The 16201-nt window shown below is 60.0% G+C and carries 11 protein-coding genes; 8 read left to right on the forward strand and 3 right to left on the reverse strand.

Annotation, left to right across the window (positions count from 1 at the left end; translation table 11 throughout):
- The 3 genes from AC1D1Y_RS15835 to AC1D1Y_RS15845 form a co-directional block, all read right to left on the reverse strand.
- Nucleotides 1-2265, reverse strand: a 2265-nt coding sequence (locus AC1D1Y_RS15835; protein WP_477683155.1) for a tetratricopeptide repeat protein, incomplete at its 3' end; no start/stop codon positions are given.
- An 11-nt stretch (nt 2266-2276) separates the two neighbouring features.
- Nucleotides 2277-4751 carry a tetratricopeptide repeat protein gene (locus AC1D1Y_RS15840; protein ID WP_477683156.1) on the reverse strand — a complete coding sequence of 825 codons (2475 nt, stop codon included), beginning with the start codon at nt 4749-4751 and terminating at the stop codon, nt 2277-2279.
- A gap of 14 nt (nt 4752-4765) precedes the next feature.
- Nucleotides 4766-7498, reverse strand: a complete 2733-nt coding sequence (locus AC1D1Y_RS15845) for a tetratricopeptide repeat protein (RefSeq protein ID WP_477683157.1) — start codon at nt 7496-7498, stop codon at nt 4766-4768.
- 140 nt (nt 7499-7638) lie between these two features.
- Between AC1D1Y_RS15845 and AC1D1Y_RS15850 the strand changes: the two genes are divergently transcribed.
- The 8 genes from AC1D1Y_RS15850 to AC1D1Y_RS15885 all read left to right on the forward strand — a co-directional run bounded on the left by AC1D1Y_RS15850 (nt 7639) and on the right by AC1D1Y_RS15885 (nt 16123).
- The gene (locus AC1D1Y_RS15850) at nt 7639-7938 is read left to right on the forward strand and encodes a hypothetical protein (protein WP_477683158.1); all 300 of its coding nucleotides are present in this window, start codon (nt 7639-7641) and stop codon (nt 7936-7938) included.
- A gap of 201 nt (nt 7939-8139) precedes the next feature.
- Nucleotides 8140-8601 (forward strand): pilin, encoded by a 462-nt coding sequence (locus tag AC1D1Y_RS15855; protein WP_477683159.1) that lies wholly within the window; start codon nt 8140-8142, stop codon nt 8599-8601.
- A 25-nt stretch (nt 8602-8626) separates the two neighbouring features.
- Nucleotides 8627-10576 carry a tetratricopeptide repeat protein gene (locus tag AC1D1Y_RS15860; protein WP_477683160.1) on the forward strand — a complete coding sequence of 650 codons (1950 nt, stop codon included), beginning with the start codon at nt 8627-8629 and terminating at the stop codon, nt 10574-10576.
- A 37-nt stretch (nt 10577-10613) separates the two neighbouring features.
- A complete protein-coding gene (locus AC1D1Y_RS15865) occupies nt 10614-11501 on the forward strand; it encodes a glycosyltransferase family 2 protein (protein ID WP_477683161.1) in 888 nt (295 codons plus the stop codon).
- Between the two features lie 51 nt (nt 11502-11552).
- Nucleotides 11553-13115 carry a hypothetical protein gene (locus AC1D1Y_RS15870; RefSeq protein WP_477683162.1) on the forward strand — a complete coding sequence of 521 codons (1563 nt, stop codon included), beginning with the start codon at nt 11553-11555 and terminating at the stop codon, nt 13113-13115.
- 38 nt (nt 13116-13153) lie between these two features.
- On the forward strand, nt 13154-14251 hold the full coding sequence (locus tag AC1D1Y_RS15875) for a glycosyltransferase family 4 protein (protein WP_477683163.1): 1098 nt from the start codon (nt 13154-13156) through the stop codon (nt 14249-14251).
- Nucleotides 14248-15111, forward strand: a complete 864-nt coding sequence (locus AC1D1Y_RS15880; RefSeq protein ID WP_477683164.1) for an NAD-dependent epimerase/dehydratase family protein — start codon at nt 14248-14250, stop codon at nt 15109-15111. The genes AC1D1Y_RS15875 and AC1D1Y_RS15880 overlap by 4 nt, the downstream gene beginning before the upstream one ends.
- Nucleotides 15104-16123 (forward strand): glycosyltransferase family 2 protein, encoded by a 1020-nt coding sequence (locus tag AC1D1Y_RS15885; RefSeq protein WP_477683165.1) that lies wholly within the window; start codon nt 15104-15106, stop codon nt 16121-16123. The genes AC1D1Y_RS15880 and AC1D1Y_RS15885 overlap by 8 nt, the downstream gene beginning before the upstream one ends.
- Nucleotides 16124-16201 lie beyond the last annotated feature (78 nt).

Consider the following 16201-nt stretch of genomic DNA (forward strand, 5'->3'; position numbering starts at 1 on the left):
GGCCAGCACCTGCTGCCGCAAATCAGCGCGCAGCCTGGCCAGGCCCTGCAAGTCACCGGCATGCGAGACCGCACGGGCGACATAGTCGCCGGGATCTTTCGCAACCCACTCGGGCAGTCCGGCGTTCATCAGCAGGCCGACGCCCTGCCGCGACAAAAACCGCTCGCCCGCCAGCGTCAGCACCGGCACACCCATCCACAAGGCTTCCACGGTGGTCGCACCACCCGGGTAGGGAAAGGGGTCAAGGGCAATGTCTACCCGTTGATAAGCCGCCAGATAGCTCTCGCGTGAACCATAGTCTTCCAGAATCAGCCGATCGGCCGCGATTCCGTGTACGGCGAAGCGATCAATGACCTTGCGCTGCCCTGGAAGCTCCCGGATCTGCCGGCCTTTGAGAAACAGGCGGCTCGCCGGTACGGCGTTCAGCGCTCGCGCCCACAGCGCCACTACCGCATCGTTCATCTTGGTCAGGTTATTGAAGCAGCCGAAGGTGACAAAGCCGTTTGCCAGCGCCGGCAGCGGGCCGGCGGCTAGGTCGGTGTCCAGCGGTGTGAAGCAAAGGCGGGTTTCCGGCAGGCGCCAGATCTTCTCCGTAAAATTAATCTCCTCGCTTGCCGGCAGCGTCCAGGGGTCGGCGAGAAGGTAGTCCATTGCAGACACGCCAGTGGTCGCGAAATAGCCCAACCAGGACAATTGCACGGGCGCGGGTTTCCAGGCAAACAAGGGCAAGCGGTTGTAGGCGGTATGCCCCGAAAGATCGATCAGGATATCAATCTCATCGTTGCGTATCTGCTCAGCCGCATGCTCGTCGGACAGTCCCACGACTGGATGCCACGCCCTGCAGCCGGCCTTGATCCTTTGGCTGAGCGCGTCATCGCAGATGCGTGTGGGGTATGCGAACAGTTCCAGGCCCAAGGCAGTAGATGCCAGGGCCGCGACAACACCATCCAGAAAGCGGCCGACAGGATGACCGCAGAGATCCCCCGATACCAAGCCTACGCGCAGCGTGCGCTTGGGGTCGGGGGTATTGGCCCAGACAAGTTGCCGATGGGCGGAGCGGGCAACCATGTCGCCAAAACGCCTGGCCTCGGCCAGCAAATCCGACACGGGCTGATTGGCCAGGTAGTTGTGCGCGAAAAGCAGATTGTTGTAGGCATCGCTGAAATCAGGCTTGAGTTCCAGTGCGCGGCGTGTGCTCTCAAGAGAGCTTTCAAGCTGCCCGAGATTCTGCAGGGTATTTCCCAGATTGCGGTGGATGTCCGCGTTGTCGGGCTTGATCGCCAGAGCCCGTTGATGACAGGCGATTGCTTCGTCAAATCGCCCCTGCAGTTGAAAAATAACCCCCATGGCGGTGATCGACTCGGCGAAATCAGGATTGATCGCAAGCGCTTGACGGTAGCTCGACACAGCGAGTTCGCCCTGCCCCATGTCTGTGAGAAGGTTTCCCAGGTTGTGGTGAACCTCGATGAAGTTCGGCTGGATCTCCAGTGCCCGCCGATAACTTTCCGCCGCATCCGTCATTTGCCCGAGCGAACGCAAGGTGGCGCCCAGGTTGTTGTGTGCCAAGGCATCATCCGGGGCGGCCAACAGCGCCCGACGAAAACTGGCGGCCGCATCCTTGAACCGTCCTTGTTTTCTCTGAACGGCTCCGAGATTGTTGAGCCAGTCCACATTGTCGGGATCGAGTTCCAGCATCTGGCGGTAAGCGATAGCCAGTTCATCGGTGCGCTCAAGCCGTTTCAGGAGGTCAACCCGCTTTTCATGGGCCTGGGCATGGTCCGTCCTGATMGTCAAGGCGCGGCGATAGCTCTCCAGGGCTGCTTCAGCCTGTCCCAGTTCTTCCAGGGCCGCCCCCAAGGCGATTTCCGCCTCCACGAAATCCGGCTTGAATGCCAGCGCCTGGCGGTAGGCTTGCGCGGCCGCCTCATGCTGAGCCAGCCGTGCGTGAGCGGATCCGATGTTGAAGTGAGCGCCGGCCGAGTCCGGTTTGTACTGCAAGGCCTTGGCAAACGCCTCCAGTGCATCCTGTGCATCGCCACGGTCAAGCAGCATGGTGCCGCGGTTGAAGTGCGCCCGGGCAAAGTCGGGCGCCAGGGCAATCGCTTGGTCATAGCGCTGCAASGCCTCTTCCGGCCGCCCCTGCTGTTCAAGTTCCAGGCCCTGTGCAAGCAGATCATCGGCGCTCAAACCCGGATCCGGCACGGCATGCCCATCTGCTTTTGCGGCAGGGCGCGCCACTCGCACAAGTCTGTCAAATATTCCCATTGCCGGCCTCTTTAGCCTGCCGTGGCGGGCATGGGGTTTTGCTCACACCACAATTGCCACATGCCGCGCAGGGCAGCCTCGAAATGRCCGGCAAAGCGTGGTGCGTCGAAAATGGGCGAGGCCAGCAYCTGCTGCCGCAAATCAGCGCGCAGCCTGGCCAGGCCCTGCAAGTCACCGGCATGCGAGACCGCACGGGCGACATAGTCGCCGGGATCTTTCGCRACCCACTCGGGCAGTCCGGCGTTCATCAGCAGGCCGACGCCCTGGCGCGACAAAAACCGCTCTCCCGCCAGCGTCAGCACCGGCACCCCCATCCACAAGGCTTCCACGGTGGTCGTGCCGCCCGGAAAAGGGAAGGGATCCAGGCCGATGTCCACCCGCTGGTAGGACGCCAGGTAGTTGGCCCGGTGAACGTAAGCCTCAAAGATCAGCCGTTCGGGGTTGATGCCGTGAACGGCGAAGCGATCACAAGTGTTTTGCCTGGTCGATGCTTCTCCAAGCTGCTTGTATTTGAGAAACAGGCGGCTATCCGGCACCGCATTGAGCACCTGAGCCCAAAGCGCCACCACGGCGTCGTTCATCTTGCTCAGATTGTTGAAACATCCAAAGGTGACAAAGCCGTTTGCCAGCGCCGGCAGCGGACCGGCGGCCACGTCGGTGTCCGGTGGTGTAAAACAAAGGCGGGTTTCCGGCAGGCGCCAGATGTGCTCGCTGAAATGAGCTTCCTGGTCCGCTGGAAGCGTCCAGGGATCGGCGATGAAATAGTCAATGGCGGCCACCCCCGTCGTGGCGAAGTAGCCGAGCCAGCTTGCCTGGATGGGCGCCGGTTTCCAGGCAAACATGGGTAGCCGGTTTTGTGCCGTGTGCCCCGAAAGATCTATCAGGATATCGATGCCGTCATCCCGTATGCGCTGAGCCAAGGCCTTATCTGACATGTGCGCGGTGCAATGCCAGCCTTCGCAGTGGGCGTGCAGGCGTCTGCTGGTCTCGTCGTCGCGGCCGTTGTGGTTGGAATAGGCGAACAGCGCCAATCGTCCCGAAGCCTGTGAGGAAAGGGCCGCCAGCACGCTTTCCAGAAAATAGCCCACCGGGTGGTTACGCAGGTCACCGGACACAAAGCCTACGCGCAGGCATCGCCCGGGGTCGGTCGAGTTTGGCCATTCCGTATAGGAATGCGCCAACCGCGCCGCCATAGCGCCGAAGCGCTGGGCATCTGCGAGCAACAGCGCGGCGGGTTGATCCGTCACGTAGTTGTGAATGAAGAGCAGGTTGTTGTGCGCCAGGGCGCAGTCGGGGTCCAATTCAAGCGCCCGGCGTACGTTGTCCAACGCTGCTTCGAACCGGCCAAGGTCTTTCAAGGCGTTGCTTAGCCCAACGTAAGCGTCCACGTTGTCGGGGCGTATGGCCAGGGAACGCTGAAAACTCGCGATAGCCTCATCAGGCTGGCTGATCGTTGCCAATGTGATGCCCAGATTAAGATGCCCATCGGCGTTGTCTGGCTCGCTCGTTATAGCGCGGTGGAAATGTTCCAGCGCTTTCTCATAGTGTCCGAGCTGGCCCAGCGCGGCACCCATACTGTTGCGGGCCGATGCATAGTCGGGCTGAACCTCCAGTGCCTTCCGGTAGCTTTCCACCGCCTGGTCAAGCTTTCCCTGCTCCTGGAGGGCCAAGCCACGGTTGTGATGAACCTCGGCCAACCCGGGGTTGATACCAAGGGCCCGGCCATAGCACGCGATGGCTTCGTCCAGGTCGCCGAGTTCCTTCAAGGCACTTCCGAGATTGCTATGCGCTTCGACCAGCCCGGGATCGAGTGCCAGGGCGCGCCGATAGCTGGAAACGGCCTCATCGGGCCGCCCAAGGTCCTGAAGGGCGATGCCCCGGCTCTGATGCGCTTGTGCGAGGTCGGGTTTGAGGACCAAGGCGGTGTCAAAGCAGGCGATTGCTTCTGGGGCCCGTTCGCTTTCCATCAGGACCCGGCCCAGCGTGTGGTGCAGCTCCGCTGAGTCCGGCCTGAGCTCTGCGGCGCGCCTGTAGCTGCCGATCGCGTCGCGATGTTCACCCAGCTTTGCGAGCGCCATCCCCAGGCTGATGTGCGCATCCGCAAAGTCGGGTTTCAGGCGTATGGCTTCGCGGCAGGCTGTGATCGCTTCGCGGGTGTTTCCCAAACGCAGGTGTGCATTGCCCATGTTGTAGTGGGCCGCGGCCGAGTCGGGTTTGTACCTCACGGCTTGCCGATAAGCTTCCAGCGCACCTGCCGCCTCGCCCTTGTCGAGCAACAGGTTGCCGCGGTTGAAATGGGCACGCGCCAGTTCGGGCCTGAGTTGAATCGCCGCTTCGTAGCGCTTTAAGGCCTCTTCTGGTTGCCCGCGCTCCTCAAGCGCAATGCCTTCCTCAAGAATATGGCCGGCATCGTCCAGCATGGCCGGCGCCGGGGTGCCCTTGCCGCCGGCGGGGTCGGGCTTCACTTTAAGGAAGCGGTCAAACATTCCCATTTGCCGGCCTACTCGGGCAATGGCGGGCGGAGATCCCGTTTACACCAGATGCTCCACATGCCGCGCAATGCCGCCTCGAAATGGCTCGCAAAGCGGGGTGCGTCAAAGATGGGCGAATCAAGGACCTTTTGCCGCAAGCCGCCCCGTACCGCGGCCAGCCGCTGCAGGTCGCCGGCATGTGCTACCGCGCGCGCAAGGTAGTCATCGGGGTCGCTTGCGATCCAGTCGGGCAGGCCGGCGTTCATCAGCAGGCCCACGCCTTGCCGCGACAGAAAGCGCTCACCGGCCAGCGTTAGCACGGGCACACCCATCCACAAGGCTTCGGCCGTGGTGGTTCCACCGGGGAAAGGGAAAGGATCAAGACCGATGTCAACCCTTTGGTAGGCCGCCAGGTAGTTTGACCTGGGGCCGTAATTTTCAAAAATCAGTCTTTCCGATTGGATGCCGTGAGCGGCAAAGCGTTCATGCGTGTGTTGCCGCACGGATGCCTCCCCAAGTTGCTGGTACTTGAGAAACAGGCGACTGTCCGGGACCGCGTTCAAGACCTCAGCCCACAATGCCACCACGGCATCGTTCATCTTGCTCAGGTTGTTGAAACATCCAAAGGTAATGTAGCCATTTGCCAGCGCGGGCAAAGGACCGACGGCCACATTGGCGCCCGGCGGCGTAAAGCACAGGCGGGTTTCCGGCAGGCGCCAGATCTGCTCGCTGAAATGGGCCTCCTGGTCCGGCGGAAGCGTCCACGGGTCGGCGATGAAGTAGTCAATGGCAGCCAGGCCGGTCGTCGCGAAATAGCCGAGCCAGCTCACCTGGACAGGGGCTGGCTTCCAGGCGAACATGGGGAGCCGGTTGCTCCCGGTGTGTCCGGAGAGATCAATCAGGATATCGATGCCATCAGCTCTGATGCGTTGGGCCAACGCTTCATCGGAAAGCCCAATCGCCGAGTGCCAGCCCTTGCAGCATGCGCGCAGCCTTGCACTGGTCTCGTCATCACAGGTGCGGGTCGGGTAGGCAAACAACTCCAGGTTGGGGGTGGGCTTGGAGGAAAGTGCCGACAGTACGCTCTCCAAAAAAAATCCCACCGGATGGGCGCTGAGGTCGCCGGATACAAATCCCACTCGCAACGCCCGGTCAGGGGCTGGTGAATTGTTCCAATGCATGGAGGGATTCGCCAAACGCGCGGCGACCTCCCCAAATCGCTCCGCGTCCGCTAACAGCTCTTTCCCCGGCAGGTCGGCCACGTAGTTATGGATGAACAGCAGGTTGTGGTGCGCCAGGAAGCTTTTCGGGTCAATTTCAAGCGCCCGGCGCAGGGCTTCCGATGCCTCCGCAATGCGTCCGGCATCTTTGAGGACGCTGCCGAGATTCGCGTAGGCGTCAGCGTAATCGGGCTTGATCTTGATGGCACGCTCAAAGATCGCGATGGATTCGGCGAGCCTGTTGGTGTGACTGAAAAGAAGGCCGAGATTGTTGTGGGCTTGAACATACTCCGGGTCGATTTCCAGTGCCCGAAAAAAACTTGCCTCGGCTAGGTCGAGTTTGTCGAGTTGCTCCAATACGCTACCGTAGTTGGAGTGCGCGATGGCGGAGCCGGGGGCGATGTCCAACGCCCGCCGATAACTTTGTGCCGCGGCTTCAGTTTGCTCGAGGGCCTGCAGCACGCTGCCCATGTTCACATACACTTCCGCGAACTCGGGGCGAAGGGACAGGGCTTTTTCAAAACAAACCAAGGCGGCGTCCATGTTCTGCCGCCTCTTCATGACGAGGCCCAGGTTATTGTGTGCCTCCGCCGAACCAGGTTCGATCTCAAGGGTGCGACGGAAGCACTTTTCCGCAGGATCAAGTTGCCCGAGTTCCAGCAAGGCGCTACCCTGGTTCAGGTTGGCCTCGGGATTGTCGGGCTCGATTTCCAAGGCGCGGCGGTAGCTGGCGATAGCCTCCCTGTGCAGGCCATGGTCTCCCTGCGTATTGCCGAGTCGAACCAGTGCCGCCGCATTGTCGGGCTCGGCTTCCACCGACCGGCGGTAACTGGCAATCGCTTCCTCAATCTGGCCAAGGGCCTTCAGGGCATCACCGAGGTTCATCTGCGTTGCCGCGTTGGTGGGATCCGCCTCGGCAGCTCGCTGGAAATATGGTGCGGCCATCTCGGCTTTTCCCTCGCGCAGCAGGATGCCGCCGAGGTTGTTGCAGGCTGCTATGTGATCGGTTTTGATGGCCAAGGCCTGGCGATAGAGCGCTTTTGCACGATCAAACTGCTCAAGATCCTGCTCGGCGAGGCCTTGACGGAAATAGGCCCCGGCTTGATCGGACTCAAGCTCAAGCGCCAACTCAAGCGCGGCGTGGGCATCCGCAAAATCAGGCTTGAGTGACACGGCCTGCCGGTAGGCCGCGACGGCGGCATCGGCGGCCCCAAGGCGTAGATGGGCGTTGCCTATGTTGAAATGCGCAGCGGCTGAATCCGGTTTGTGCTTGATGGCCTCCAGATAGGCGCCCAGTGCACTCTGAGTGTCGCCACGATCCAGCAGGATGTTGCCGCGGTTGAAATGGGCCCGCGCGAGCGTCGGCGCCAAGCCAATAGCTGATTCATAACAGCTTAAAGCTTCGTCCACTTGGCCTTGTTGTTCAAGCAGCATGCCTTTGTCCAGCCATTGCCCGGCATCCAGGGCGGAATCTGAAGCCGCGTCGCCGATGGATCTCGAGGAGGTGCTTGCGCGTTGCGCGAATCGATCAAAAAGGCCCATGGTTCGCTGACTCTGTAGGCCACTGGCGTTGGCCGGGATTGCGTGAATCAAGCGTCGGCTAGAGCGTCAGCGCTTGGTCTTTGGTGCGAAACGTTGCTGATTCTATAATCAGCGCACGAGCAACACTATCAGGGATCGATATGGCATTGGCTTGGTTTGACGCCGGCGAGGCAAAAAAATTCGGCGCGTCTCTTGCGCAGTTTTTCCTGGAAAAAATTCCCAAGGTAGCGGAAAAGAAGGACAAGGAATTTGCCCAGAAGGTCGATTACACCCTGGAAAAAATGGCGGTGCAGATTGTTCAATTCAAAGCACAGCATAAATTGAACACCTACAAGAAAGCCCAGCTTGGAAACGTTTTCAAGTGGGCGCTTCTCGATGCCGGCATTTCAGCAGACTACGCGGACGAGATGACGCGTTGGGTGATTCAGCGGGTTGGATAGAGGCTCGGAGCTGCCCATTTTGGCATGACAAAAGTGTCACGTCGAAAATTCAAGGTGACAAAATCTGCGTCAAAAACCCTGTTTTCCCAGCGATCTCCACGGCAGGAACAGGTGTTCAAGAGGGGGCCCGGTACTGGCATGAAAACTGCTGAGTTTTAGGGCCTTTTTGGTTTTTATTGCTTTTCATCTAAGGAGTTTTTCATGAAACGTTCCCTCCAGCAGGGTTTTACCCTGATCGAATTGATGATCGTTGTCGCGATCATCGGTATTCTGGCCGCCGTGGCTTTGCCTGCTTACCAGGACTACATGGTTCGCGCCAAAATGTCTGAAGTGATCCTGGCTGGTTCCTCTGGCCGTACGGCTGTCGCGGAAACCTACGCACAGAAGAACACCATGACGCTGACGGCGCTTTCGATGGGTGTGCAGAATCAAAGTTCGAAGTATGTGGCTTCCGTGACCTATAGCGGTGCAAGTGCCACCCAGGGTGACATCATCGTGACGACCACCAGCACCTCTGGCCTGCCTACCGGTGCTTCCGGCAAAACGGTGGTGCTGCGTGGCACGGTTACAGACACGAGTACCGGCCAGGTGAAGTGGAGCTGCGGTGGTGGCACCAGCCCTGTTGAAGCCAAGTACCTGCCAAGTTCTTGCAAAGACTTCTGATCGATTGAATTGTCAAAAAAGCCCCTTGGCCTTTCGCCAAGGGGCTTTTTTCTTTGCCTCTACGCTCTCCATTTTCATGCGAACTTCGCACATCATTGCGCTGGCTGCACTCGTCGTCAGTTCAGTTCTTGTGGCCGTTTATTGGCCAGGTTTGCAAGGAGGCTTCTTTTTCGATGACGGACCCAGCATCCTCTTTGCGCAAGGCGTGCGCCTGGAAAACCTTTCGCTGGAGTCGATTCATCAAGCGCTCCTGAGCGGCGGCGCGGGCCCTTCCGGGCGTCCGGTAGCCCAACTGAGTTTTGCGCTCAATTATTATTTCAGCGGCTTCAATCCGCTTGTGTTCAAGGCGACCAATCTTGCGATCCACCTGGCTTGTGGTTTCCTGGTGTTTTGCCTGGCGCACCGCATCCTGACCACCGCCACGTCCGTGGCGAAACAAAGTAACACGCTGATCGCATCCGGCGCGGTGGCTGCCTTGTGGCTGCTGCAGCCTATCCAGCTTCTTCCTGTTCTGCTCGTGGTGCAGCGCATGACGAGTTTGTCCGCTTTTTTTCTTCTCGCCGCCCTGCTGCTTCATATATGCGGACGGGAACGAGGTGGCCAGACCGGTGCCGCCTGGATCCTGTTGGCGTGGGCGATTTTCTGGCCGCTGTCTTTTCTCAGCAAGGAAACAGGCGTACTTTTGCCTCTGTTTGTGCTCGCCTGGGAGGTGACTCTGCGCAAAGCCTCCTTTGGCAGGCTGGATCGTTTTGCCCTTGGCTTTATTGCCTTGACCGGGCTTCTGCTGGCGGGGGTGGCCRTATATGTGCTGCTGGCGCGCGCGCAATGGTTGTGGGCCGGCTACGATCTTCGCCCGTTCTCGCTTCTTGAGCGACTGCTGTCGGAGGGGCGGATACTGTGGTTCTATCTCGGCCTGATGGTTGCACCGCGGATAGGGTCGTTTGGCCTGTACCACGACGATATCGCCGTTTCCACGGGCCTGTTCTCGCCATGGACGACTTTGCCGGCGCTGCTCGGACTGGTCAGCCTGGCCTGGCTGGCTTGGAGGGTCCGTAAAAGCGCGCCACTCGCGGCCTTCGGGATTGCATGGTTCCTGGTTGGGCACAGCCTGGAATCCACCGTGCTGCCGCTGGAACTTGCCCATGAGCATCGCAACTACCTTCCTCTGTTGGGTGTCTTGCTGGTCGCCGCATGGGCACTGGTTCGCGCACTGGAGGGCCCGAGGCAGCACAGAACGGCGGGCCTCCTGCTTGCGGCGATCGCTCTGGGGTACTCTTCCTTTGTCACGGGGCTTCGCGCGAACCAGTTCGGCGATGCGCTGCGGCGTACCCAGATCGAAGCCCTGCACCACCCGGCCTCGGCCCGCTCCCGGCATGAAGCGGGGCTCGCCCTGTCCGACCTGCCGGACGCGACCTTGCCGGACTCGCGAATCTACGCTCTCGCCCATGGGCACTATACGGCAGCCGCTGAAGTCGATCCCAATTTCAAGATGAGCTTGCTGGGTTTGATCCAGCTGGACTGCAAGGCCAAAAATGTAGTGGAACGAGCCGAGATCGACGAACTGTCTCGGCGCTTGCGTGAAACACGCTTTGCACCGGGCGACAGCGGCGTGCTCTACAGTCTCAAGGCAATGGCCATTGCGGGTACGGCATGCCTGGGCAGGGCCGAAGTTGACGGCTTGTTCGCGGCCGCTCTTGCCAATCCCGATGTCTCGCCTGGGGTACAGTCCATCCTGCATTCCTGGCATGCAGACTACTTGTGGTTGCGCGAGCGCGATGGTCCGGCAGCCCGCACGGCCCTTGGAAGATCATTGGCGCTGAACCCGGGCAATCCGAGCAACCGCCTCAAATGGGCACAGCTGCTGTTCATTTCGGGGGAGCGGGAGCAGGCGCGGCGCCTGCTGCTTGAGTTGCAAAACGAAAGCTTTTCGGCAGAAGAACGGCAAACAATCAACGAACTGCTGGCAGCAAAATAAGGTGACACGACAGTTACGCGAACCGCCCAGGCTTTCAATGACCCACACAATCAAAATCTCTGTTGTCATCCCCGCCAGAAATGAAGCGGCAAATTTGCGCGCCATCTTGCCCCAGCTTGTTGCGCTCCTGCCGGATGCCGAGATACTTGTTGTCGACGATGGGTCGACTGACGACACGGCTGCCGTATGCCTTGAGTGCCGTGTCACGCACCTGAGGCATCCCTACCCCAAAGGCAACGGCGCGGCCATCAAAACCGGTGCACGCGCGGCGCAGGGCGAGGTGATTGTCTTCATGGACGGCGACGGCCAGCACAAGCCCGAAGATGTTCCCGCTCTGCTCGAAAAATACAGGCAGGGTTACGACATGGTGGTAGGCGCACGGCAGACGGGCTCGCAAGCCGGTCTTCATCGCGCCGCCGCCAATGACATCTTCAGCCGGTTTGCCAGCTGGATGGTGATGCAGCCGATTGCCGACCTGACTTCGGGATTCAGGGTGGTTCACGCAGCCCGTTTCCGCCAGTTCCTGTACCTGTTGCCAAACGGGTTTTCGTATCCAACAACCATCACCATGAGCTTTTTCCGCGCCGGCTACGGTGTGGCCTATGTTCCCATCCACTCACCCCGCAGGGCGAATGGCGCCAGTCATATTCACCCCTTGCGCGACGGCTTGCGGTTCCTGTTGATCATCATCAAGATAGGAACGCTTTTTTCGCCGCAGAAACTTTTCCTCCCGATCAGCGCGGGCTTCTTCCTGACTGGCCTGGGCTACTACCTGTACACCTATCTGACTGCCGGCCGTTTCACGAATATGAGCGCGCTGTTGTTTATCTCTGCAATTTTCACGTTTCTGATCGGTATCGTTTCCGAGCAGATTTCCGCGCTGCATTACAAGAATATCGATACCACCGACCAGGAAGGCAATTAACATGCACGCACGGCCAAGGAGCGCCCGTCGCTCACCCGTTTGGAAATCCCCTTGAGTTCGATCACGGATACTGGCAGTCCCGCCATCTTACGCAAGATGATGCCCCTGATATGGGCCGTGATCGCACTAGTTGCTGCGTTGGGGTTGATGCACTACGCAACCGGTGGCCGGGTTGCCTACACGATGGATTCCCTGACGTATCGGGATGCTGCGCTCCAATTCGCGGCTGGCCACCCCATGCAGTCGAGCAACGTCTCGGCACAGGCGCCGGAACTGCAACCTTTGCTGAACTGGCCCCCAGCCTATCCGGCGTTGTGGGCATCGGCCCTAGGCCTGGCAGATGGCAATGTCGACGATGTGCCCTCGCTGGTGAACCCCACGTTGCTGGCGCTCACCACGCTGGTCATCTTCTGGATTTGCTGGAGAACCACAGGCAACCCCGTGGTGGCCGGTGTCATAGCGGCCGTGAACGCATTCACGCCGACCAACATGATTGTTTACGGCCATGCGTGGAGCGAGACGCTGTTCATGCCCCTGGTGCTGCTGGCCTATGCTGCCTTGTGGAAATATCGGACGTCCGGAGAAAAATTCATCTGGCTCGCGGTCGCCGCCATCCTCGCGGGCAGTACCAACTGGGTCCGGTACGCCGGTGTGGTCTTCCTTCCAGTACTGGGATTCTCGGCTCTCGTGGCATCGAATTCAGCCTTGGGCAAGCGTATGCTGCATTCGTCCGGCGCGATGCTATTGGGCGCGGCGGTGGCTCTGCCATTGTGGTTTCGCAACTGGCAGCTCGCCGGAAATATCTCCGGATCAGCCCGCGGAGGGATGCCGAAAACCGGCAGGTGGCTGGAAGACCTGGCGACCATGGGTGACCTGTTTGAGCATTCCTTCTTTGCGTTCAGCATGGTGCTGCGGGCGAACCTGGAAATCCCGATTCTTATTGCGGCCGCTTTTGTGGCTTACAAGGCATTTCGCCGCGGCGGCGGGCGATGGCTGCGCCCCCCCGAAGTCTGGCTTCCAATGGTATGGCTGATGGGCTACTTGCTCTTCCTCCTGTATGCAAGGAGAATCCAGACCACGGTCGATCTCGACCTGCGCATGGTGGGAGTCGTGTTCCCTTTTCTCCTTCTTGCAATGGCGCCCGCGGTGAGCTCCGCGTTCTCGGATCGTGCGCTGAACACCCAAAAAATACTGATGGCCTTGCTGCTGGGTTTGCTGGCCTACGCCGGTCTTGATCAAGCCGGCAGAGTCCACGCAAACTATGCGTCCGATGGCATTCCGCGCTGGCGCTCCGAGTTCGGCCTGGGCTTCCGGGAACTGCGCGATACCTCGCCGAGCAGCCGCGCGATCAAGCAAAGCATAGGCCCCGTCGAAGCCTCGACAATCATACTGACCGACTATCGCGCGCTCTATATCCGATACTTGACGGGCGCGAAGGCCTATTCCCCGGAGGGCGGGGACTGTGCACAATGGGCCAACATGCCGAACGCAGGCATCCTGTTCATAGGCAGTAAGGAGCTCCCGGCATGGGCTGCCGATTGCCTCAAAGAAAAGTCCCAATGGCGACGGGTGCAACCTGCCGGCAAGGCCGCGCGCTCCATGTATGTTGACTGATACCTGGCCATCCAGAAAGTAAGAGCTTGAACATCTTGATGAGCAGCACCTCCTATCCGGAAAGCCCTCTGGACTGGCGCGGCCGTTTCATTGCCAACCAGGCGGGCGCGCTGGCGCGGCGCGATGACGTCCATCTTTCGCTTTGGGCGCCGCCGGGCGTGCTGCCTGCCGATGTGGGCGCCGCAACGACACCGGCCGATGCGTTGTGGCTGGGACGCTTGTCGCAACAAGGCGGTATCGCGCACCTGCTGCGTACCCGGCGGGCGCTGGCTGTCGGGACCATTCTGAGCTTGCTGGTGCGGCTGGGTTGCGCTTATCGCCGCCGTCCGGTCGACGTCTTTCACGTCAACTGGCTCCAGAATGCCTTGCCCCTATGGGGCACCAAGACGCCGGCATTGATCACCGTGCTGGGAAGCGATTTTGGCCTGTTACGCCTGCCCGGCATGAAGGCCATGTTGCGCGCCGTGCTGCGGCAACGCCGCGTGATCCTGGCTCCCAATGCCGAGTGGATGCGACCGGCCCTGGAACAGGCTTTTGGCGACCTGGCCGAAATCCGCCCGATTGCCTTTGGGGTTGACGACCCCTGGTTTGACGTGGCGCGCCAGCCTCCGGCGGGCAATGCGCGGCACTGGCTGGCAGTGACCCGGTTGACCCGCGACAAGATCGGCGACCTGTTTGCCTGGGGTGAAGGGCTTTTTGGAGATGCGCGGCAATTGCACCTGTTCGGACCGATGCAGGAGACAGTTGAGCTTCCCTCCTGGGTGCATTACCACGGCCCCACGCATCCGGCGGACCTGCTGGAAAACTGGTTCTCCCAGGCCTGCGGACTGATCACCCTGAGCCGCCACGATGAGGGACGGCCGCAGGTGATGCTGGAGGCCATGGCCGCAGGCCTGCCGGTTCTGGCCTCCGACTTGCCGGCCCATCGCGACATGGTGCGACATCGCATTACCGGTTGGCTCGCGGGCAGCCGCGACGAGTTTTGCCAGGGCCTGGACTGGCTGGAGGATCCCGCGCTTAACCAGGCGACGGGACAGGCGGCTCGCGGCTGGGTCAGGGAGTCGATAGGCACCTGGGACGATTGCGCAGGCCGCTATGCGGCGGCCTACCGGGATCTTCTGGAGCGCGGCGCGTGAGGCGCGATGGCGTGTTGCTTCTGGGCGGTGCCGGTTTTATCGGCGGTGCCCTGGCCAGACGCTTGCAGCGGGAGAAAAGGCCCGTGCATATCCTCGGTCGCGGGCAGGAAGCGCAGCTTGAACAGGTGCTGCCCCAGTGCGGCACGGTTGTGCATCTCGCCTGCTCCACCACACCCGGTGCGTCCGCCGCCAGCCCCAGCCTGGAGCTCGGCAATCTCACCTTGACCTTGCGTTTGCTGGACCTGTTGAAAGCCCAGCCGCAGACGCACCTGATCTTCTTTTCCTCCGGGGGGACGGTGTATGGCAATCCCCAGGCCCTGCCTGTAACGGAAGACAGCCCGCTCGCGCCGCTTTCCAATCACGGTGCCAGCAAAGCTTCGCAAGAGGCCTTTTGCAACGCGCTCAGGATAGAAGGACATTCCATTACGATCCTCCGCCCCTCGAATGCCTATGGACCAGGTCAGAAGATGAAAAGCGGATTCGGTCTTGTGCGTACAGTGCTTGAACATGCCCATGTCGGCACGCCGCTGGAAATCTGGGGCGATGGCGAGAATACTCGCGACTTCATTTACATCGACGACGTCGTTGATGCCACCATGGGATTCGTCAACCTGCCGCAAGATTCAGGCACGTACAACCTTGGCAGCGGCGTAGGTTTCAGTGTCAAGCAGGTTCGGGGCATTGTCGAAGCGCAATGTGGCAGGGAAATGCAGACAGTTTTCAGGCCAGGAAGGGGTATTGACGTACGTAGCGTGGTGCTGGACAGCTCACGCCTCAATGCCCGGCTGGCTTGGCAACCCGCAGTGGGTCTGACGGAGGGCATAGCGCGGACCTGGGACTGGCTGAGCGGACATGAATGACAATCGCCCCCGGATTTCCGTATGTGTTGCCAACTACAACGGCTTGGGGATGATCGACGACTGCCTGCAGTCAGTGCTGGTACAGGACGGCCAGATCACAGTCGAAATTCTGATCCATGACGATGCATCCACAGACGACTCTGTAGCCTATATCAGAGACCATTACCCGGAGGCGAGGCTGATTGTCAGCGAGAGCAATGTGGGCTTTTGCGTTGCCAACAATCGTTTGGCGGCCGAGGCCAAGGGTGAGTACCTGCTGCTGCTCAACAACGACGCGATGCTTTATCCGGATGCCTTGCTGACCTTGCTCGCGGAGGCGACTCGCCTTGACCAGCCCGCGGTTCTCAGCCTAGCCCAATACGATTTCGACAGCGGAGCATTATTAGATATCGGTAGTTTGTTAGATCCTTTTCTCAATCCGATTCCAAACCAAAATCGGGACCAAAGTGAGGTTGGAATGGTGATGGGCGCCTGCCTGTGGATTCCGAGGGCCCTATGGCAGGAGCTCGGTGGATTCCCGGAATGGTTCGGCAGCATTGGTGAAGACCTATATCTTTGTTGCCGGGCGCGACTGGCGGGCTATCCTGTCCGCGCGCTCGGACAGTCGGGCTATAGACACCGGGTCGGAGGGAGTTTTGGTGGGGGCAAGGCGATGGCGGGACGCTTGGTCACCAACTACAGACGGCGGGCGTTATCAGAACGGAATAAGACGTTCGTGATGATTCTTTGCTACCCTTTTTGGCTGTTAGTTGTCGTATTGCCTTTGCACCTAAGCAGTCTTTGCATTGAAGGCGTTGTGCTGACCGCGCTGAAACGCAGTCCCAGACCGTGGCGGGAAATATATGCCCCGATACCAGCTGCGTTGTGGCGAGTGCGAAAAAAGCTGCTGACTTTAAGGTATGAAATTCAGGAAAAGAGGAACAGTAGCACTGCGTCTTTTCTCCGTCCATTCCACTGGCTGCCCTGGAAGTTAAAAATGCTGTTCAAACATGGATTGCCTGCTATCAGATAAGAGCAATAGCCTTTGACTTTTAAATCGCCGTTCAAAGCTTCCCGGCAAGAGTGAGAAAATTTCTCAGATCACACTCTC

The organism is Polaromonas sp. P1_G1, from assembly GCF_056405595.1.

Excerpts from the sequence above, each read along its gene's own strand:
- AC1D1Y_RS15865 (WP_477683161.1), top strand. The coding sequence starts at position 10,614 with ATGACCCACACAATCAAAATCTCTGTTGTCATCCCCGCCAGAAATGAA.
- AC1D1Y_RS15855 (WP_477683159.1), top strand. The coding sequence starts at position 8,140 with ATGAAACGTTCCCTCCAGCAGGGTTTTACCCTGATCGAATTGATGATC.
- AC1D1Y_RS15845 (WP_477683157.1), bottom strand. The coding sequence starts at position 7,498 with ATGGGCCTTTTTGATCGATTCGCGCAACGCGCAAGCACCTCCTCGAGA.
- AC1D1Y_RS15875 (WP_477683163.1), top strand. The coding sequence starts at position 13,154 with ATGAGCAGCACCTCCTATCCGGAAAGCCCTCTGGACTGGCGCGGCCGT.
- AC1D1Y_RS15885 (WP_477683165.1), top strand. The coding sequence starts at position 15,104 with ATGAATGACAATCGCCCCCGGATTTCCGTATGTGTTGCCAACTACAAC.
- AC1D1Y_RS15850 (WP_477683158.1), top strand. The coding sequence starts at position 7,639 with ATGGCATTGGCTTGGTTTGACGCCGGCGAGGCAAAAAAATTCGGCGCG.